This window comes from Mycobacterium sp., assembly GCF_049683355.1.
GTDB lineage: Bacteria > Actinomycetota > Actinomycetes > Mycobacteriales > Mycobacteriaceae > Mycobacterium.
Map to the genome: position 1 here is coordinate 1 of NZ_JBAUJB010000385.1, position 19,429 is coordinate 19,429.

The window sequence follows — 19,429 nt, forward strand, 5'->3', positions numbered from 1 at the left end:
GCCCACCGACGCCGAGCTGGCCACCGCGGGCCCGGCCCGTTCGGCGGCATACGACCGGGCGTGGTCCTTCGCCGCCTATGTTGTCGACGCCTACGGTGCCGACCGGCTGAGGACGCTCTACCTCGAGGCCTGCGGACCCGGCCACGCCGACATCGCCACCGCGGTGCGCGAGGCGCTCGGCGTCGAGCTGCCCGCGGTGCTGCGCGGATGGCGGCAATGGGGTGACAGTTGACGGGGCCGCGATGAGCCGGGTGCTGCTGGTCACCAACGACTTTCCGCCGCGACGCGGTGGGATCCAGTCCTACCTCGAGGCCCTGGTCACCCATCTCACCGGGGCCGCGGGCGGCCACATTCTGACCGTGTACGCGCCGAAGTGGAAGGGCGCCCCGGAGTACGACGCCGCTGCCGCTGCTGCCGGGTACGACATCGTCCGACACCCGGGAACCCTGATGGTGCCCGAACCGTCGGTGGCGCTGCGGATGCGCCGCCTCATCGCCGAGCGCGGCATCAACACGGTGTGGTTCGGCGCCGCTGCGCCGCTGGCGCTGTTGAGCCCGCTGGCGCGGGCCGCGGGCGCGGGCAGGGTCATCGCGAGCACCCACGGACACGAGGTCGGCTGGTCGATGTTGCCGATGGCACGACAGGCGCTGCGACGCATCGGGAACGACACCGACGCGGTGACCTACATCAGCTCCTACACCCGGGGACGGTTCGCCTCGGCGTTCGGGCCCGCGGCGGCGCTGGAGCACGTCCCGCCCGGCGTGGACATCGACCGCTTCGTCCCCGACGAGGTTGCGCGGGCGCAGATGCGGACGCGCTACCGGCTCGGCGGGCGTCCGGTCGTGGTGTGTCTGTCACGGCTGGTGCCACGTAAAGGGCAGGACATGCTGATCCGGGCACTGCCGGCGATCCGGGAACGAATACCGGGCACGGCGCTGGTGATCGTCGGCGGGGGCCCGTACCGGACCACACTGACCCGCCTCGCGCACAGCTTCGGCGTCGCCGAGCACGTGCTTTTCACCGGCAGCGTGCCCGGGGACGAGTTGCCCGCACATCACGCCATGGCCGACGTCTTTGCGATGCCGTGCCGAACCCGGGGGGCCGGGTTGGACGTCGAGGGGCTGGGCATCGTCTACCTGGAGGCGTCGGCCTGCGGTGTGCCCGTGGTGGCCGGCAGGTCCGGCGGCGCGCCGGAGACGGTGCTCGACGGCCAGACCGGCACCGTCGTGGACGGCTGGGATGTCGGCGCGATCGCCGCTGCCGTCATCGACCTGCTCGACTCGCCGCGCCGCGCCGCGGAGATGGGCGCGGCAGGCCGCCGCTGGGCCGTCGACAACTGGCAGTGGCGCACCCAGGCGCAGCGGCTGGCCCGGCTGCTCTAGCTAGCCCCGCTCTAACCCTTTGCGTAGAGCGCGTCGATGTCAGCCGCGAACTTCTCCGCGACGACCTTGCGCTTGACCTTCAGGGTGGGTGTCAGCTCACCGGTGTCCTCGGTGAAGTCGACCGGCAGAATGCGGAACTTGCGGATCTGCTCGGCCTTCGACACGGCCTGATTGGCCTCCTTGACCGCCAGCTCGACCTCCGAGCACAGGTCCGGATCGGTGGTCAGATCGGACACCGATGCGTCTTCGGCCTTGCCGTGGCGCTCCTTCCAGCCGGGGAACGCCTCGGGGTCGATGGTGATCAGCGACGCGATGAACGGCTTCGCGTCCCCCACGCACATCGCCTGACTGATCAGCGGGTGCGCCCGCAGCCGGTCCTCGAGCAACGCGGGCGCGACGTTCTTGCCGCCGGCGGTCACGATGATCTCCTTCTTGCGACCGACGATCGTCAGGAATCCGTCGTCGTCGATCGTGCCGAGGTCGCCGGTGTGGAACCAGTCCCCGGTGCCGTTTTCGCTCCTTGCGTCCGCGGTGAACACCGCCTTCGTCTCTTCCTCATTGCCCCAGTAGCCGCCGAACACCACGCCACCCTTGACCAGCAGCTCGCCGTCGTCACCCAGCTTCATGCTGTTGCCGGGCAGCAGCTTGCCCACCGAACCGACCCTCAGCTCACCCACCCGGTTCACGGTGATCGCCGCGCTGGTCTCGGTGAGCCCGTAGCCCTCGTAGATGGACAGGCCGACACCGCGGTAGAAGTGCCCCAACCGCGCTCCCAGCGGTGCGCCGCCGGAGATCGCGGCATGGCAGTTGCCGCCGAGGGCGGCACGCAGCTTCCCGTAGACGAGCTTGTCGAACACCGCGTGCTTGAGCTTGAGCAGCAACCCGGCGCCACCACTGTCCTGGGCCTTGCTCCATTCGATCGCGGTGTCGGCGGCGATCTGGAAGATCTTGCCCTTGCCGTCGTTTTCTGCGTTTTGTTCGGCGGTGTTGTACACCTTCTCGAACACCCGCGGCACCGACACCACCAGCGTCGGCTTGAACACCGCCAGCATCGGCACCAGGTTCTTGATGTCGCTGGTGAAGCCCAGCGTCACCCCGCCGGAGAAAGCGGCGACGGTCAGTGCGCGGGCCAGCACATGGGCCAGCGGCAGGAACACCAGCAGCTTCTCGCCCTTGGCCAGGTGATCGGGGAAGCACGCCTTGGCGCCGCGGATTTCGTAGAGCAGGTTGGAGTGTGTCAGCTGGCAGCCCTTGGGACGCCCGGTGGTGCCCGAGGTGTAGATCAGTGTCGCCGGGTCGGCAGACCGGATCGCGGCGAGCCGCTCGTCGACGGCGGTGGCCTCGACGTCCCGGCCCGCGTCGGCGAGCTCGTCGAGGGCCGCCGGGCCCTGACCCTCGATGCAATACACCTTGCGCAGCTGCGGCACCTGGTCTCGCAGCTGCTCGATCCGGCCGACATGCGCATCGGTCTCGGCGAACGCCGCGACCGCGCCGGAGTCGGCCAGCACGAACTGCACCTGCTCCGCCGAGCTGGTCTCATAGATGGGCACCGTCACGGCGCCGATCGACAGGATGGCGAAGTCCAGGATCGGCCATTCGTAGCGGGTCGCGGACAGGATCGCGACCCGATCGCCGGGCTGGACCCCGTGGGCGATCAAACCGTTTGCCACAGAACGGATCTGGTCAGCCGCCTGGCGGCAGGTCACATCGACCCAGTTGCCGTCGACGAGCCGCTGGAAGATCACGTGGTCGGGATTGTCGCGCTCGTGGGTGTAGACGGAGCTGACGATGTTGTCGTGCTCGCCGACGGTGAATGATGCGGGAACGCTGAACTCGCGCACGGTGGAGGCCCTCTCGTGATTCTCAGGCGGCTCGACAAAAGGTGTTGCCGTGTCCAGCCTAGTCGGCCAACACCGGGGCAGGACCGGTGATGTGTGAAGCTTGTCTGTCATGAACAGCATCCAGATCGCCGATGAGACCTTCATCGCGGCCGATCCGGCCGAGGTCGGCAGGGCCGTCGCCGACCCGGTGAGCTGGTCGCGGTGGTGGCCCGACCTGCGCCTGACGGTCGTCGAGGACCGCGGTGAGGTCGGGCAACGGTGGACGGTGACCGGTGCGCTGACGGGGACCATGGAGATCTGGCTGGAAAAAACGCGCCACGGCCCCGATGGTGTGGTGCTGCACTACTTCCTGCATGCCGAGCCGTCGGGAGCCGCGGCGTGGGAGCTGGCGAAGATGAATCTCGCCAAGATGAACCACCGGCGCCGGGTGGCAGGCAAGGACATGGCCTTCGAGGTCAAACACCGGCTGGAGGCGGGACGTCCGGTCGGGGTATCCAGGCTGGCGTGAGGCCGCTCCCAGGCCATGCCCCCAATTGTGAGTACGGGGGCCGATCCCGGGAGGGGAGAGTAGATTTTTGGCCAGCGACCAGACCTAGCGGGGATTGATTCAGTGGCGGACAAGACGGCGCAGACCATTTTCATCGATGCCGACCCTTCGACGGTGATGGACGTGATCGCCGACATCGGCTCGTACCCGGACTGGGTCGCCGAGTACAAAGAGGCCGAGGTCCTCGAGGCCGACGAGGCCGGCTGCCCGAAGGTGGCCCGGCTGGTCCTGGATGCCGCGGTGCTCAAGGACACCATGGTGCTCGCCTACCAGTGGCCCGCCGACCGGGGCTCGGTGACCTGGTCGCTGGTGTCGAGCACCTTGCTGAAGTCCCTCGAGGGTGCATACCGGCTGGTGCCCAAGGGATCTGGCACCGATGTCACCTACGAGCTGGCCGTCGACCTGATCATCCCGATGATCGGCCTGCTGAAGAGGAAAGCAGAACGACGCCTGACCGATACCGCGCTGAAGGACCTCAAGAAACGAGTCGAGGCTGACTGAGGACAGGCACGCCGCCGAGACGGCGCGGACGCCCGGCAGAGCCCGGATCGGTCTGTTCGTCGGCAAGGGCGGCGTGGGGAAGTCGACGTTGGCGACCGCCACGGCTGTGCGTGCTGCGCGCGCCGGGATGCGGGTGCTGATCGTGTCCACCGACCAGGCGCATTCGACAGGTGACGTGCTGGGCACGACCGTCACCCCGACCGGCAGGCGCGAGCCTACCCGGGTGCTCGCAGAACTCGACACCGCGGAATCGGGCGGTGGATCGCTCGACGCGCTGGCCCTCGACACCCTGGCGCTTCTGGCCACACGGTGGCGGGAGATCGCCGGCGTGCTCTCCGAGAGGTTCCCCGAATCCGACGTCGGCGACATTGCGCCAGAAGAGCTTTCCGCGTTCCCCGGTGTCCAGGAGGTGCTCGGTCTGCACGAGGTCGGCGAACTCGCCGACTCGGGGCAGTGGGACCTCGTCGTCGTCGACTGCGCCTCGACCGCCGACGCGATGCGGATGCTCACGCTGCCCGCGACGTTCGGGCTGTATCTCGAGCGAGCCTGGCCCAGGCACCGCCGGTTGTCCGGTGCCGACGACGCGCGCACCGCTGCTGTGGTGGGCCTGCTCGAGCGGATCGGCGTGGGCACCGATCAGCTCAGCACCATGCTCACCGACTCCGCGAGGGTCAGCGCCCATCTGGTGATGACGGCCGAGCGGGTGGTCGCCGCGGAGGCGGTCCGCACCTTGGGCTCGCTGGCCCTGATGGGTGTGCCGGTGGCCGAGCTCATCGTCAACCAGCTTCTTGTCGAAGACGATTCGTTCGAGTATCGCAACCTGCCCGAGCATCCGGCATTCGACTGGTACGCCGAACGCATCTCCGAGCAGCGGGTGGTGCTCGACGAACTCGACCGTGTCATCGGAGACGTCGCCCTGGTCCTGGTGCCGCATCTGGCGGGCGAGCCGATCGGGGCCAAGGCACTCGGCGAGCTACTGGACTGCGCACGCCGCAGGGACGGCTCACCGCCACCGGGACCGCTGCGGCCCGTTGTCGACCGCGAGTCGGGCAGCGGTCTGGACGCTGTCTACCGGTTGCGGCTGGACCTGCCGCAGGTCGACTCCTCCGCGCTGTCGTTGGGTAGGGTCGGTGACGACCTGATCATCGGTGTCGGCGGGATGCGGCGCCGGGTGCGGCTGGCGTCGGTGCTGCGACGATGCCTCGTCACCGACGCCGCGCTGCGCGGCACCGAGTTGACCGTGCGATTTCGACCGAACCCGGAGGTGTGGCCGGCTTGAGTGGCTCGCATTCCGATATCGGTCCCGAACTGCGGCAACTCGCCCAGTCGATACTCGACCGCCTCGATCCCGCGGTGCGGATGGCCGCAGCCAGGGCACAGGCCGGCGGTTCCGGCAAGTGTGAGCAGGTGTGGTGCCCGGTGTGCGCGCTCGCCGCGCTGATCTCCGGTGAGCAACACCCACTGCTCAGCGTGCTCGCGGAGCACAGCGTCGCCCTGGTGACAATGGTGAGGGCGATGGTCGAGAACCTCGACGGTGCGGGGACGCCACCGCAACCCGACGGGCCACCACCGCAGGGTCAACCGCCGCCCGAACCGACCGGGCCGGTGGAGCCCGGTCACTATCAGCGCATCACGGTGATTGTGGAGGAGTGAGGCGCACTTGTGGTCGTGCGCACACACCCGTGGGTAAGGTTGTCCCAGAGCACCGTGCCGGCGGTCGGTAAGCCCGATCGACCCCGCGGTCGGGTGATGCGGGAGGTTCCATGTGGTACTGGCTGTTCAAGTTCGTCTTCATGGGTCCGTTGCTGACGCTGCTCGGCCGCCCGAAAGTCGAAGGGCTCGAGCATGTCCCGCAGTCCGGAGCGGTGATCCTGGCCAGTAACCACCTCGCGGTGGCGGACAGCTTCTACAAGTGCCTGGTGGTGAATCGTCGGATCACCTATCTGGCGAAGGCCGAGTACTTCACCGGCACCGGCCTCAAAGGCTGGTTCACCCGGTGGTTCTACACCGCCGCCGGCCAGGTCCCGATCGACCGTGCCGGCGCCGACGCCGCGCAGGACGCCCTGACCACCGCGGAGCGGATCCTCGGGCAGGGCAAGGTGCTGGGCATGTACCCCGAAGGCACCCGGTCCCCGGACGGACGGCTCTACAAGGGCAAGACCGGGCTGGCCCGGCTGGCCCTGGAGACCCAGGTCCCGGTGATCCCGGTCGCGATGATCGGGACCGACTCCGTGAACCCCCCCGGCAGCAAGATGTGGCGGTTCGGCCGGGTTCACGTCAAGTTCGGCGAGCCGATGGACTTCAGCCGCTTCGAGGGTCTCGCGGGAAACCGGTTCATCGAACGGGCCGTCATCGACGAGGTGATGTACGAGCTGATGCAGATGTCCGGGCAGGAGTACGTCGACCTCTACGCCGCCGACATCAAAGAGGGAAAAGCTGAGGGAGCTGTGAAGCCGCCGACACGGCTCCCCGAGGCTGCCGCCGGCTGAGCCGGCAGTTCAGCTGCCGCCGGCTGAGCCGGCGCCGGTCAGGGCTTGGAGGCGGAGACCGGCGCGGCATCCGCTGCCGAGGTGCCCTCGACTGCGGCACGGGCGGAGACGGTTCCGGCGACCACGATCACCGCGAGCGCCCACCACAGATACGAACCCCCTGCCAGCTGGCGCCACAGGGACGCCGCGGTCTCACGGTGGGCCGGCAGCAGCGTGATCGGCGTCCACACCATCAGCGCCACCCCGAGCGCCGCCACCGCACCCAGCGCGGCATGCCGCAGCCGCACCGCGAGCACAGCCGACACCAGTACCGTCGGCAGTGCCCACACCCAGTGATGCGACCACGACACCGGTGAGACCGTCAGGCCGAACATCGCCACGCAGATCAGTGCCAGCACCGGTTGCCCGGCGCGCAGTGCCCGGCGGGCCGCCCACACGGTGAGGCCGAGCACCACGAAGCACGCGACAGTCCACAGCAGGAACCGCTCGCCTTCCCCGAGACCCAGCCGGGCCAGCGCGCCGGCGATGTTCTGGTTGGTGTTCAGCGTCGGGGCGCCGATGCGGTCGGTGTTGCGCACCGTCTGGGTCCAGTACTCCAACGAGTCGCGCCACGTGAACGCAAACCCGGCCGACGTCGCAATCGCCGCCGATGCCGCGGTGATCACCAGCGCGCGTGTGTCGCGGCGCAGCAGGAAGTACAGCAGGAACACCGCCGGCGTCAGCTTCAGCGCGATCGCGACACCGAGGAGCATTCCTCTGGGCCACGGTGTCCTTCGCGGGACACAGTCGGCGATCACCAACGTCATCAGCACCACGTTGATCTGACCGAAGTCGAAGTTCGACCGGATCGGCTCGAGAAAGATCACCGCGGGAGCCGCGACGGCCGCGGCCAGCCAGCACCGCCGTGCCCACGCCGGGTCAGCGGTGATTCGGGTGGTGGGCCACACGTCCAGCCGGGTCAGCAGGATCATCGTCGACACCAGCAGCAGGAGCAGCGTGGTCACGGTGATGGCGACGTTCGCCCCGCCCAGCGACAACAACGCGAAAGGGGCGAACAGGACGGCCGCCAGCGGCGGATAGGTGAAGGGCAGGTCCACGCCGCTCTGGGTGTAGAACTCGGTTTCGTCGGCGTAGAGACGCTGTCCGTCGAGCCAGGCCTGTCCGCCCATCCGGTAGACGTCGATGTCGATGCGGTAGGGGGTCTGTCCGAGCAGCCGCCAGCCCGCCCAGACCAACGCCGCCGCGGTCATCAGCTGAAACAGTCGCCACGCGAGCGTCGGCCCCCAACCGGCCGCGCCCGGCGACCGCCACGTACTCATTGCGCAGAGACTATCGGTGCCCACCGGCGCGTCTGCGGGCATCCCGGCATGGACACGCGCACGTCGGCGTAAGTTCTCTGAGTGCGCCAGACCCTGAACCTGGACTTCGGATTCTCGACCGACATCCCGCAGTCGCGGCTGCCGCTGGTGTGCTGTCTGGTCGCGTTCATCCTGACGTTCTTCGTGACCCGCACGATCGTGCGGTACATCCGCCGCCACGCTGACAGCGACGCCCCCCGCAAGTGGTGGCAGCCCCGCAACATCTCCGGCGGCGGGGGTCTGCACATCCACCATGTGGTGATCGGTGTGGTCCTGGTCATGATCTCCGGGGTGGCGATGGTGACGCTTGCTGTCGACGGGGGAGTGCCCGAGTTCACGGCGGCCGCTGTGCTTTTCGGTATCGGCGCGGCGCTGGTTCTCGACGAGTTCGCGTTGATCCTGCATCTGTCCGACGTGTACTGGGCAGAGGACGGGCGGACCTCGGTGGATGCGGTGTTCGTCGCCGTCGCGGTCGCCGGGCTGCTGATCCTCGGGTTCAGCCCGCTGTCGTTCTTCGACATCGACATCTGGCGCAGCGATCAGTCCGTGGTGGCGCGGGCCATCGTGGTCGCAGTGGCGGTCCTGACGCTGGGCCTCGCGGTGATCGTGCTGCTCAAAGGCAAGGTCTGGACCGGTCTCGTGGGGATGTTCATCACCCCGCTGTTGTTCGTCGGTGCGATCCGGCTGTCCCGGCCGCATGCGCCATGGGCGCGGTGGCGCTACACCGATCGCCCCCGCAAGATGCACCGCGCGCTGGAGCGGGAGCGCTGGCTGCGCCGGCCCGTCATCCAGGCCAAGCTGTGGCTGCAGGACGCGATTGCGGGAATGCCGAAATTCCCCGACGATGCCAAGGTCGATGAACAGCTCGACCGCGAGATCCATGCAGCGCCCGCGCCCCTCGATCGCGGCCCCGTCAGTGAGGAAGTCACATAACTGTGCGGTATTTCTACGACACGGAGTTCATCGACAACGGTTACACCATCGAGCTGATCTCGATCGGCGTGGCGGCCGAGGACGGCCGCGAATACTACGCGATCTCAACAGAATTCGATCCTGAGCGGGCCGGCAGCTGGGTACGCAAACACGTACTGCCCAAGCTGCCCTCTCCGGCGTCGCCGCTGTGGCGCTCGCGCCGGCAGATCCGGGCCGAGCTCGAGGATTTCCTCGGCATCGACGGCGACGAGCCGATCGAGCTGTGGGCGTGGGTCGGTGCCTACGACCACGTGGTGCTGTGCCAGCTGTGGGGCCCGATGACGGATCTGCCGCCGGCGATCCCGCGGTTCACCCGCGAGCTGCGGCAGTTCTGGGAGGAGCACGGCTGCCCGCGGATGCCGCCGCGACCGCGCGACGCCCACGACGCGCTCGTCGACGCCAAACACAACCTGTACCGGTACCAGCTGATCACCGGCGGCTGAGCCGACCGCGGTAAGGGGCGCGCACAGGCGTGAAAAGCGGTTTTGAGCCGCGGTTACGATGGACGGGTGAATTGGACCGTCGACGTACCCATCGACCAGCTGCCGGACCTCCCGCCGCTGCCCGAGGACCTGCGGCAACGGCTGGACGCGGCGCTCGCCAGGCCGGCCCTGCAGCAGCCGAGTTGGCCTGCGGACCAGGCGAAGGCGATGCGCACGGTGCTCGAGAGCGTCCCCCCTGTCACGGTGCCGTCGGAGATCGAACGGCTCAAGTCCCACCTCGCCGACGTCGCGCGGGGCAAGGCGTTCCTGCTGCAGGGCGGTGACTGCGCCGAGACGTTCGTCGACAACACCGAACCGCACATCCGGGCCAATATCCGGACGTTGCTACAGATGGCCGTGGTGCTGACGTACGGCGCAAGCACGCCGGTGGTGAAGGTGGCGCGGATCGCCGGGCAGTACGCCAAACCGCGTTCGGCCGACATCGATGCGCTGGGGCTGAGGTCCTACCGCGGCGACATGATCAACGGGTTCGCCCCCGACGCCGCCGTGCGTGAGCACGACGCCTCGCGTCTGGTGCGGGCTTACGCCAACGCCAGCGCGGCGATGAACCTGGTGCGGGCGCTGACCTCGTCGGGGATGGCATCGCTGCAGAAGGTCCACGACTGGAACCGCGAGTTCGTCAGAACCTCACCCGCGGGGGCGCGGTACGAGGCGCTGGCCGGCGAGATCGACCGCGGACTGCGCTTCATGAGTGCCTGCGGCGTCGACGACCGCAATCTGCAGACAGCCGAGATCTACGCCAGCCACGAGGCGTTGGTGCTGGACTACGAGCGCGCGATGCTGAGGATGGACTACGACAACGCCGAGGGCGACGGGGCCGCACCCAAGCTCTACGACCTGTCGGCGCACTACGTGTGGATCGGCGAGCGGACCCGTCAACTCGACGGCGCACACATCGCGTTCGCGGAGGTGATCGCCAACCCGATCGGTGTGAAGATCGGTCCGTCCACCTCTCCGGAACTGGCGGTGGAGTACGTGGAGCGGCTCGATCCGAACAACGAGCCCGGCCGCCTCACCCTGGTCAGCCGGATGGGCAACGGCAAGGTGCGCGACGTGCTGCCCGCGATCATCGAGAAGGTGCAGGCCTCCGGGCATCAGGTGATCTGGCAGTGCGACCCGATGCACGGCAACACCCACGAGTCGTCGACCGGCTACAAGACCCGACACTTCGACCGCGTCGTCGACGAGGTCCAGGGCTTCTTCGAGGTGCACCACTCTCTGGGCACCCACCCTGGCGGTATCCACGTCGAGATCACCGGCGAGAACGTCACCGAGTGTCTCGGTGGCGCACAGGACATCTCCGACACCGACCTCGCCGGCCGGTACGAGACGGCCTGCGATCCGCGGCTGAACACCCAGCAGTCACTGGAGTTGGCGTTCCTGGTTGCGGAGATGCTGCGGGACTGATCGCGTCGGGCAGCGGCTCAGAGCAGCACGCTGAGGTTGCTGCCGAGGGCCCATGCCCCGGCGGCCGCCAGGGCGGCCACGGTCACCACCGCGACCACCCAGAAGAACAGCACCTGCTTGGCCCGCTGCCGTGCCCAATCGAACTCGGAGAGCTCGATCCCGGCGAATCGTCCTGTGAACGGCTGGTATTCGTCGTCATCCTGGTCTGAGTCCACCGCAGGAAGCTCGTCGCGGGTGAAAACCTTGGTATGCCGATGCCCCGGCGCGGCGCCGGGGTGCTTGTCCAGGTGATCGGTGGGTCCGGGACCCGATGTCGGAACGACCGCGGAGGCGTGCAGCGCCGAGTTCCGCGGGGCGGGCACCCGGAACTGCGGAAGTCCGAGTACCCGGGCGGTGGTGTCGAGCTCGTCGAGCATCTCCCCGGCGTCGGCGAATCGCTCCTGCGGGTCGCGCGCAGTGGCGGTGTGGACCAGCTCGTCGAATTGCCTGGGCACGCCCCCGATAGCAGCGCTGGGTGGCGGGACGTCGTGGTCGAGTCGCTGGTAGGCGACCGCCAGCGTGGTGTCACCGGTGAACGGGGTGGCTCCGGTCAGCAGCTCGTAGATCAGGACGCCGACGGAGTAGACGTCCCCCCGGGAATCGGTGTCACCGGTGCTCACCTGCTCGGGTGACAGATACGCCGCGGTGCCCAGGATGACGCTGGTGGAGGTGATCTTGGCTTCGGCGATCGCCCGGACCAGCCCGAAATCGGCGATCTTGACCTCACCGTCGTCGCTGATCAGGATGTTCTCCGGTTTGATGTCGCGGTGCACCAGACCGGCACGGTGCGCCACGGCCAGCCCACCGAGCACCGGCCGCAGCACCGCGGTGACTGCGTGCGGGGGCATCGGGCCGCGCTCTCGGAGCAGTTCCCGCAGCGTGCCGCCCTCGACCAGCTCCATCACCAGGAAGGGATGCCGACCGTCGATGCCCTGGTCGTGAACCGCCACCAGGCCGGGATTCTTCAGGCGGGCGACCGCTCGTGCTTCGCGCTGGAAGCGGGTCAGGAAGTGCTCGTCGCCGGCGTAGCGGGTATCCATGATCTTGACCGCCACCGGGCGGTCCAGCCGCAGATCCAGCCCGCGGTACACTCCGGACATGCCGCCGGTCGCGATCAGAGTGTCCACCCGGTACCTACCGTCCAGCACGGACCCGGTGAGCGGGTCGGCGGGTTGATAGGTCTCCACCGGACACATGTTACGAGCCGGACTCCGGGTGGCCCGCCACGCGCCGGCGGGAGGCCGGGTGGACCTAGACTCAGTGCGGTGAGCAGCATTCCGACTGCCGATGACATCCTGGATCCCGACGAGGCCGTCTACGACCTGTCCACCGTGGCGGATCTGCTCGGTGTCCCGGTGACCAAAGTGCATCAGCATCTCCGAGAGCGAAACCTCGTCGCGGTCCGCCGCGGTAGGGCCGTCGTGGTGCCCAAGATCTTCTTCGACGAATCCGGTCAGGTGGTCAAGACCCTGTCCGGGTTGCTGGTCGTGCTGCACGACGGGGGATTCGGCGACACCGAGATCGTCCGGTGGTTGTTCACCCCGGACCCGTCGCTGACGATCACCCGCGACGGGTCCATCGAGTCGCAGATTAACGCCCGCCCGGTGGATGCGTTGCATTCGCATCAGGCCCGTGAGGTGGTTCGTCGCGCCCAGGCAATGGCGTACTGACCGGCCTGCCGACCGGTGCGTCGGCTGCGGTTGCCGGTGACCCGCCGGCCCGGGCCAGCCAGTACCACGCCCCAGCCGCGCACGCGGTTGCCAGCAGCACATGCGGCCACGAGTACATCCCGTGGGCGCCGTCGGGCTTCCAGATCACGGTGATCCATGTCGACAGCCCTGCGATGAGTGCGACCGCCTGCCGGGACTGTGTCAGTGCGGCCGCCACCGCCAGCGGCCAGGTGTAGTACCACGGCAGTGCCGCGGGCACGAACAGCACGACCACGGCCATCAGCAGCGCAATACCCATCAGCGCATCCCGGTCGGTGCGCCGGAACCGCCACCACAGCAGCGGCGCCGAGATCGCGATCACCGCGATCCCGATGATGCGGGTGGTCTCGAGAACCGCGTAGAAGTTCACCGGGAAGAACAGCCCGAAGAACACGTTGATCAGGTTCGCCGTCGCGGTGGGCACGGTCAGCCAGTTGATGATCTTGACCGACCCGGCGAGCGCGGTGAGCCAGCCCAGCCCGACGCCGGCGACCAGCGACAGGATCGTGAACACCGCGACGAAGATCACCAGTGACCCGGCCGTGGCCGCGGCGAACGCCTTCACCGGACCCAGGTGGCGGCGTTCCCGCAAACCGCGTGCCCACACCCACACCATGAACGGCAGCGCCAGTCCCGCCGTGGCTTTCACCGCGACGGCCACCGCGATCAGGCCGACCCCCGATACGTGGTGGCCGCCGAACGTCAGCGCGATGCCGGCCATCATCAACCCGACCATCAGCATCTCGTTGTGCACGCCGCCCATCAGGTGGACGATCACCAGCGGGTTCAGCACGCAGATCCACAGTGCTGCCGCTCCGCTCGCGCCGACATGGCGAGCGATCCTGGGGGCCGCCCAGATCAGCAGTGCCAGACCCGGCAGCATGCACAGCCGCAGCAGCATCGTTCCGGCGACGACGTCGTCACCGACCGCCATCGTGACGAACTTCGCGACCAGGATGAACGCCGGTCCGTACGGCGCGGTGGTTGTAGTCCAGATCGGGCTGACGTTGTCCAGCAGCGGGTTCGGGTTGTCGATCGGCCCCACCACGTACGGGTCGAAGCCGTCACGCAGCAGCGCGCCCTGGGCCAGATAGGAGTACGTGTCGCGGCTGAACACCGGGACGCTGAGCAGCAACGGGGTGAGCCAGAAGCCGGTGGTGACGACCATGGTGTATTCGCTGGCGGTGCGGTCGATCACCCGACGGCCCAGCCACAGCCAGGCCCCGAGCATCAGTGCCACGCCCACCCACAGCAGCGCGGAGGAAAGCACCAACCCGTGCCCGAACCGCAGCCACGACAGATGCATCGATTCCAGGACGGGATCGTGCAGCCGAGTGCTGCCTGCGCCGAGCCCGCCGGCCGTGATCAGCGCGGCACCGAGCGCTCCGACCAGGGCTGGCCGGGCCTCGGGGGACCGGGTGAACTCCCCGAGCTGCGCGAAAAACCGTGACAGACCGGGTCTCGGGGTCTTGGCCGGTGCGGGTGTCGTCATGCTCCTAGGCGGTCCGGTTCGCGGCCAATCCGGCGAGTTCGGCGAGCCCGGCCTTGGCCCGGGCGTCGATCGGTGCGGCGTTGACGATCTCCAGCGCACGGCGGGTCAGCGTGGTGATCCGGTCCTCGACGGCCGCGAGTGCGCCCACCGACTCGATCGCCAGGCAGACCTCCTTGACCTGTGCGTCGGACAGCTCGGTGCCCACGGAGGTGCGGAGCAGCTTGGCGGCCAGCGGGTCGCGCTTCTCGGCGAGCTCGATCGCCTCGGCCAGCAGCACGGTGCGCTTGCCGGAGCGCAGGTCGTCGCCGGACGGCTTGCCGGTGACCGCAGGGTCACCGAACACGCCGAGGACGTCGTCGCGCAGCTGGAACGCGACCCCCAGGCTGGTACCCACTTCATGGAACGCCTCGAGGATCTCCGGGCGGTCCGCAGCGGCCGCGGCGCCGAGCTGCAGCGGCCGCGAGATCGTGTACGAGGCCGTCTTGTAGATGTTCACGGTCAGAGCCGAGGCCACCGTCTCCGCACCGCTCGATTCGGCGACGATGTCGAGGTACTGACCCCCGAGCACCTCCGTGCGGATCGCCGCCCACACCCGCTGTACCCGGCGGTGGGCGGCCACGTCGAGCTCTGCACCGGCGATGATGTCGTCGGCCCAGACCAGGGCCAGGTCGCCGAGAAGGATCGCCGCCGACAGACCGAACTGCTCTGAGGAGCCGAGCCAGTTGTTGCCGCGGTGGCGTTCGGTGAAGATCCGGTGCACGGTCGGCAACCCGCGCCGGGTGGCGGAGGCGTCGATGACGTCGTCGTGCACGAGGGCACAGGCATGGAGCAGTTCCAGCGCCGAGAACAGGCGCAGCACAGCGGGGTCCGGCTCGGTGCCCGCCACCGCCCGCCAGCCCCAGTAGGCGAACGCCGGGCGCAGGCGTTTGCCGCCGCGAAGGACGAACTCTTCGACCGCCTCGGTCAGCACCGCGTACTCGGTGCCGATGTATGCGGCGTCGCGGCGGCGATCACGTAGGTAGCCCCGCAGTTGCTCGTTGACGGCTGCGGCCAGTTCGACGGCCGATGGTGCCGCTGTGTCCACGCTCAGCGGGCGCCCCTTTCCATGTCGTCGCAAGCCATGTCGTCGCAAGTCCGTTCCAGTCGGGCCCCGAGTGTCTTCAGAGTAGAGCCTGAGAATGAAGTTGTAGCAAGTCAGGCTGCCGGCCTGGTGCGGTCTGCGCAGCTACTGCGCATTCTCGGCAGGCTCCCCGGGGCGGGGCGAGCGGTCCCGGTTGGTGTAGGCCAGCGCCCCGATGATCCCGGCGACCACGAACGACGCCACCCCGAGCCAGATGGCGGCGCCGGTGAACGACCGGGCGCTGGGGTCGGTGTAGCGCGCCTGAGCGTTCATCGTGCTGACCACCCCGGGCTGAAGTTCCCATTCGACGATCTCGGCGGCGATCTGGTCACCGTTGGTCGAGGTCACCTCGCCGGGAAACGACACGCTCAGCGACACGTCGGCCTCCGGATCGCTGAGCGAGGTCAGGTCGGCGCGGCCTTCCAGGATCACCAGGTCGCCGGCGCGCCGCAGCGAGATGTCGACACCGGCAGCGTCCCGGTTCATGCTTGCCAGCTGGGGGAGTTCGGCGAACGTGAGGTCGGAGAACACCGCCTGGGATCCGACGTAGTCGTCGCGGCTGTACTCGGACACGGCGACCTTCTGCGCGAACGGCAGGCTGTTGAGCAGCTGCGGGCCCTTGTCGTCACCGTCACGGGCCTTCGCCGCGGCGACGATCTGGCCCGATACCCGGTCGTCGGGGGACACCGTGAGCGACGTCCTGATCCGCACGCACCCGATCAGTGACGGCGCCGCCACCAACAGCAGCAAAACCAAGGCGAGGAGGCGCTTGCGGGTGCGGTGACGGGTCGGCACCTGGTAATCGTGCCAGACGGGACGCCTCGGGGCGCCGGTGTGGAGCACTACAGCGGCAACGAGCGACCCAGGATCGCGAATGCCCGGGGGTCACCGGCGAAATGGTAGCTGCGGATGATGTCGGTGAAACCGAGACGGCGGTACAGCCGCCAGGCCCGGTTGGCCTCTCCGTTGATCTCCGGGGTAGACAGCAGGACGTGCTGCTCGCCGCGGTTGTCGAGCAGCCGCCGGATGAGCGCCTCGCCGAGCCCGCGGCCCTGGGCGCGTGGGTGGATGTGGAGCTCGGTCAGCTCGAAATAGCTGGCCATCAGCTCGGCGATGTCCGTCTGGTCGGCGCCGTTGCGGCGCAGCCCGGCGACGACCTGCTGCTGCCACCACTGGTCGGGCGCGCCGCAGTAGCCGTAGGCGACGCCGATCATCGGCGCCGCGGTGGGTGCGCCCGTCTCGGCGCCCTCGGTGTCATCGAGGGCCGCGACGGCCTTCCAGCCCCGCCTTTGGGTGTGTTCGAGCCACATCGACGCCCGCTGGTCCTCGGTCCCCCGGGGGTATCGCATGGCGTCGACGTACACCGCCAGCGCGTCGCTGAGCCGATGCGCCATGTCACTCGGCGACAGATCGATGAGAGTCGTCGCCAACGATCTGTACCTCCCGGTGGGTGAAATGTGGACCGCCACCATTATCCGGTCAGCGAGGTGCTTGGGTCCCAGCGGCGGTGCACGTCATAGAATCGGCCCACGAACAAGGTGGTACGGGTCAGATTCAGCTCGTATCATTACTGTTAAGTGCGCGGACACACGCGCACACTCCACTTTCGAACGACAGCGACGCCCCCACGGCAAAGGGAGGGACGAATGCCACTCTCCGATCATGAGCAGCGCATGCTCGACCAGATCGAGAGCGCGCTTTATGCCGAGGACCCCAAGTTCGCGTCAAGCGTTCGTGGGGGAACTCTGCGAACGCCTTCGACACGCCGCCGCCTGCAGGGCGCGGCGCTCTTCGTGGCCGGGCTGGCGATGCTCGTTTCGGGTGTGGCGTTCAAGGCCACCATGATCGGAAGCTTCCCGATCCTTTCGGTGTTCGGCTTCATCATCATGTTCGGTGGAGTGGTCTTTGCGATCACCGGTCCGCGTTCCGGCGGAAAGAGTGCAGCGCCCACCGACAGCGCAGCCCCCCGGCAGAAGCGGGCGAAGGGCGGCGGCTCGTTCACCAGCCGCATGGAAGACCGGTTCCGTCGGCGCTTCGACGAGTAAACCTCTCTCCGAGTCAGGGGCAGTCCGATGGGGCTGCCCCTTCTTTTTTGCCCCACTGCGCCCCACCGGACCCCTCAGGCCGGACGCGGTGCTGTGAGCTGCGTTTTGGGCTCTCTGAAGTGCAGTGACGCCGTGGTTGGTGTGCCGCTTCCCGTGGAACGCGGCTGGATCGTGGGGGATCGAGGGAAACGCAGGGCGACATTTGGAGCAAAGTGGGGGATTGTGGGGTAAAGTGGCGGACAACGGAGCGACCGGGGTTCCGTTGGGCGAGACTCGAGCGAGGTCTGCGAGGTGGCGAGATGTTCTTCGGCACCTACACGCCACGGCTCGACGACAAGGGGCGACTGACGTTGCCCGCCAAGTTCCGAGAAGCGCTGGCAGGAGGGTTGATGGTCACCAAGAGCCAAGATCACAGCCTGGCTGTCCACCCGCGTGCGGAGTTCGAGGCGATGGTCGCCGACATCTCCGGCAAGGCCAAGCGGGGCAACCCGCAGGCACGTGCCTACCTGCGTAACTTGGCCGCCAGCACCGACGAGCAGTACCCCGATGCCCAAGGCCGCATCACGCTCTCCGCTGAGCACCGCCGCTACGCAAACCTCTCCAAGGACTGCGTGGTGACCGGTTCGATCGGGTTCCTGGAGATCTGGGACGCCCAGGCATGGCACAACTACCAGGAACTTCACGAAGAGAACTTCTCCGCGGCCAGCGATGAAGCACTCGGCGACATTCTCTGATCTGGCCACTGGCCCGCAGGCCCGTGCAGTGTGGCCTCTGCCCGACCCGGCCCTGACGTACTTCCCCGACGTCAGGTTCGCGCAATCGGGCAGGGACCTCACTGCAGGGGCCGCTCCAACCCCACAGGGTGCTGCGATGGTGGATGACGAGCCCCATATCCCGGTGTTGCTCGACCGGTGCGTCGAGTTGCTCGGCCCCGCGCTGACCCGGATGGGCTCCGACGGCGCCGGAGCCACGCTGGTCGACGCCACCCTCGGCGCCGGAGGTCACGCCGAACGGTTCCTCACCGAGTTCGCCGGCCTGCGGTTGATCGGCCTGGATCGCGACCCCGACGCGCTGCTGCTCGCCGGTGAACGCCTCGCGCCGTTCACCGACCGCGTGACGCTGGTCCACACCCGCTACGACGGCATCGCCGCCGTCATCGGCGACGTGGTCGGTGACGGCGGCGTCGACGGGATCCTGTTCGACCTCGGAGTGTCGTCGATGCAGCTCGACCGCCCCGAGCGCGGCTTCTCGTACTCGACGGACGCGCCGTTGGACATGCGGATGGATTCGGAAGCCGACCTGACGGCGGCCGACATCCTCAACACGTTCGACGAAAAGGAGTTGACGCGACTGCTCCGTGAGTTCGGCGAGGAGCGCTTCGCCAGCCGCATCGCCCGGCACATCGTGCGGCGCCGCGCCGTCACCCCGTTCTCCAGGACCGGGGAACTGGTCGAGCTGCTCTATCAGGCGATCCCGGCACCGGCGCGCCGCACCGGAGGGCACCCGGCCAAGCGCACGTTCCAGGCGCTGCGCATCGCGGTCAACGCCGAGCTGGAGTCCCTGCGCGAAGCGGTGCCCGCGGCGATGGCGGCGCTGCGCCCGGGGGGTCGCCTCGTCGTGATGGCCTACCAGTCGCTGGAGGACCGCATCGTCAAGACCGAGTTCGCCGCTGCGACCGCGTCGCGCACACCACCTGGGCTCCCGGTCGAACTGCCCGGGTACGAGCCCGAATTCGTCACGCTGACGCGCGGCGCCGAACGTGCCGGGTCCGACGAGACAGAACGTAATCCGCGAAGCGCCCCGGTCCGGCTGCGTGCGCTGCAACGAGTGGGGGGGAAGCAGGAGCGATGAAGGAAAAGCGGCCTGGGCGCGGCACTGCGTCGAAGAAGAAGGCCGACAAGCGGGGCACCCGCGGGTCGGCGCGCGAGACGAAACGGATGGCCGACGCGCCCCCGCGTAGGCGCAAGCCGACACGCGAGGTCCGCCCGCAGCGCTCGGCGCCGCAGACCAGCCCGGTGCAGCGT

General features: G+C 68.4%; 20 protein-coding genes and 1 pseudogene. 14 read left to right on the forward strand and 7 right to left on the reverse strand.

Translation table 11 applies throughout. From position 1 onward, the window contains the following. A pseudogene (locus WA944_RS22145) lies at nucleotides 1-232 on the forward strand (peptidase); the annotation flags it as partial. Between the two features lie 10 nt (nucleotides 233-242). Further along, nucleotides 243-1,382 carry a glycosyltransferase family 4 protein gene (locus tag WA944_RS22150; RefSeq protein WP_526610089.1) on the forward strand — a complete coding sequence of 380 codons (1,140 nt, stop codon included), beginning with the start codon at nucleotides 243-245 and terminating at the stop codon, nucleotides 1,380-1,382. 11 nt (nucleotides 1,383-1,393) lie between these two features. Here WA944_RS22150 and WA944_RS22155 read toward each other — a convergent pair whose 3' ends face one another. After that, nucleotides 1,394-3,223, reverse strand: a complete 1,830-nt coding sequence (locus WA944_RS22155) for an AMP-dependent synthetase/ligase (RefSeq protein WP_526373567.1) — start codon at nucleotides 3,221-3,223, stop codon at nucleotides 1,394-1,396. A gap of 109 nt (nucleotides 3,224-3,332) precedes the next feature. Between WA944_RS22155 and WA944_RS22160 the strand changes: the two genes are divergently transcribed. The 5 genes from WA944_RS22160 (at nucleotide 3,333) to WA944_RS22180 (ending at nucleotide 6,760) form a co-directional block, all read left to right on the forward strand. Then, entirely contained in the window at nucleotides 3,333-3,731 is a 399-nt protein-coding gene (locus WA944_RS22160; protein WP_163891829.1) for a polyketide cyclase / dehydrase and lipid transport, read from the forward strand. A 102-nt stretch (nucleotides 3,732-3,833) separates the two neighbouring features. Continuing rightward, on the forward strand, nucleotides 3,834-4,271 hold the full coding sequence (locus WA944_RS22165; RefSeq protein ID WP_526373565.1) for an SRPBCC family protein: 438 nt from the start codon (nucleotides 3,834-3,836) through the stop codon (nucleotides 4,269-4,271). Then, entirely contained in the window at nucleotides 4,264-5,550 is a 1,287-nt protein-coding gene (locus WA944_RS22170; RefSeq protein ID WP_526373571.1) for an ArsA family ATPase, read from the forward strand. The genes WA944_RS22165 and WA944_RS22170 overlap by 8 nt, the downstream gene beginning before the upstream one ends. Continuing rightward, nucleotides 5,547-5,924, forward strand: coding sequence for a hypothetical protein (locus tag WA944_RS22175; protein WP_526373563.1), 378 nt, complete (start codon nucleotides 5,547-5,549; stop codon nucleotides 5,922-5,924). Before WA944_RS22170 ends, WA944_RS22175 begins: the two co-directional genes overlap by 4 nt. Before the next feature lie 110 nt (nucleotides 5,925-6,034). Continuing rightward, entirely contained in the window at nucleotides 6,035-6,760 is a 726-nt protein-coding gene (locus tag WA944_RS22180) for a lysophospholipid acyltransferase family protein (protein ID WP_526373561.1), read from the forward strand. Nucleotides 6,761-6,798: 38 nt separating this feature from the next. On the opposite strand, the gene WA944_RS22185 is transcribed toward WA944_RS22180, so the two are convergent. Next, complete coding sequence (locus WA944_RS22185) at nucleotides 6,799-8,079, reverse strand: glycosyltransferase 87 family protein (RefSeq protein ID WP_526373559.1); 1,281 nt, start codon at nucleotides 8,077-8,079, stop codon at nucleotides 6,799-6,801. 81 nt (nucleotides 8,080-8,160) lie between these two features. Between WA944_RS22185 and WA944_RS22190 the strand changes: the two genes are divergently transcribed. The 3 genes from WA944_RS22190 (at nucleotide 8,161) to WA944_RS22200 (ending at nucleotide 11,000) form a co-directional block, all read left to right on the forward strand. Continuing rightward, nucleotides 8,161-9,051 carry a hypothetical protein gene (locus WA944_RS22190; protein WP_526373557.1) on the forward strand — a complete coding sequence of 297 codons (891 nt, stop codon included), beginning with the start codon at nucleotides 8,161-8,163 and terminating at the stop codon, nucleotides 9,049-9,051. 2 nt (nucleotides 9,052-9,053) lie between these two features. Further along, nucleotides 9,054-9,533 carry a polyadenylate-specific 3'-exoribonuclease AS gene (locus WA944_RS22195; RefSeq protein WP_159233843.1) on the forward strand — a complete coding sequence of 160 codons (480 nt, stop codon included), beginning with the start codon at nucleotides 9,054-9,056 and terminating at the stop codon, nucleotides 9,531-9,533. Between the two features lie 66 nt (nucleotides 9,534-9,599). Beyond that, nucleotides 9,600-11,000 (forward strand): class II 3-deoxy-7-phosphoheptulonate synthase, encoded by a 1,401-nt coding sequence (locus tag WA944_RS22200; protein WP_526372577.1) that lies wholly within the window; start codon nucleotides 9,600-9,602, stop codon nucleotides 10,998-11,000. A 17-nt stretch (nucleotides 11,001-11,017) separates the two neighbouring features. Here WA944_RS22200 and WA944_RS22205 read toward each other — a convergent pair whose 3' ends face one another. Next, nucleotides 11,018-12,235: a protein kinase domain-containing protein gene (locus tag WA944_RS22205; RefSeq protein WP_526647345.1), complete on the reverse strand. Its 1,218-nt coding sequence runs from the start codon at nucleotides 12,233-12,235 to the stop codon at nucleotides 11,018-11,020. A 69-nt stretch (nucleotides 12,236-12,304) separates the two neighbouring features. Between WA944_RS22205 and WA944_RS22210 the strand changes: the two genes are divergently transcribed. Continuing rightward, a complete protein-coding gene (locus tag WA944_RS22210; protein WP_526372575.1) occupies nucleotides 12,305-12,709 on the forward strand; it encodes an Rv2175c family DNA-binding protein in 405 nt (134 codons plus the stop codon). Here WA944_RS22210 and WA944_RS22215 read toward each other — a convergent pair. The 4 genes from WA944_RS22215 to WA944_RS22230 form a co-directional block, all read right to left on the reverse strand. Next, a complete protein-coding gene (locus WA944_RS22215; RefSeq protein WP_526372574.1) occupies nucleotides 12,630-14,240 on the reverse strand; it encodes an alpha-(1->6)-mannopyranosyltransferase A in 1,611 nt (536 codons plus the stop codon). The genes WA944_RS22210 and WA944_RS22215 overlap by 80 nt on opposite strands. 4 nt (nucleotides 14,241-14,244) lie before the next feature. Continuing rightward, a complete protein-coding gene (idsA2, locus tag WA944_RS22220) occupies nucleotides 14,245-15,324 on the reverse strand; it encodes a bifunctional (2E,6E)-farnesyl/geranyl diphosphate synthase (RefSeq protein WP_526372573.1) in 1,080 nt (359 codons plus the stop codon). Nucleotides 15,325-15,465: 141 nt separating this feature from the next. Next, nucleotides 15,466-16,155: an LppM family (lipo)protein gene (locus WA944_RS22225; protein WP_526372572.1), complete on the reverse strand. Its 690-nt coding sequence runs from the start codon at nucleotides 16,153-16,155 to the stop codon at nucleotides 15,466-15,468. A gap of 47 nt (nucleotides 16,156-16,202) precedes the next feature. Continuing rightward, entirely contained in the window at nucleotides 16,203-16,790 is a 588-nt protein-coding gene (locus WA944_RS22230) for a GNAT family N-acetyltransferase (RefSeq protein ID WP_526372571.1), read from the reverse strand. A gap of 216 nt (nucleotides 16,791-17,006) precedes the next feature. Between WA944_RS22230 and WA944_RS22235 the strand changes: the two genes are divergently transcribed. The 3 genes from WA944_RS22235 (at nucleotide 17,007) to rsmH (ending at nucleotide 19,256) form a co-directional block, all read left to right on the forward strand. Further along, nucleotides 17,007-17,405 (forward strand): SCO2097 family morphological protein, encoded by a 399-nt coding sequence (locus WA944_RS22235; protein WP_526369865.1) that lies wholly within the window; start codon nucleotides 17,007-17,009, stop codon nucleotides 17,403-17,405. 299 nt (nucleotides 17,406-17,704) lie between these two features. Continuing rightward, on the forward strand, nucleotides 17,705-18,139 hold the full coding sequence (locus tag WA944_RS22240) for a division/cell wall cluster transcriptional repressor MraZ (protein ID WP_526369867.1): 435 nt from the start codon (nucleotides 17,705-17,707) through the stop codon (nucleotides 18,137-18,139). Then, nucleotides 18,114-19,256 (forward strand): 16S rRNA (cytosine(1402)-N(4))-methyltransferase RsmH, encoded by a 1,143-nt coding sequence (rsmH, locus tag WA944_RS22245; protein ID WP_526369869.1) that lies wholly within the window; start codon nucleotides 18,114-18,116, stop codon nucleotides 19,254-19,256. The genes WA944_RS22240 and rsmH overlap by 26 nt, the downstream gene beginning before the upstream one ends. Nucleotides 19,257-19,429: the final 173 nt, after the last annotated feature.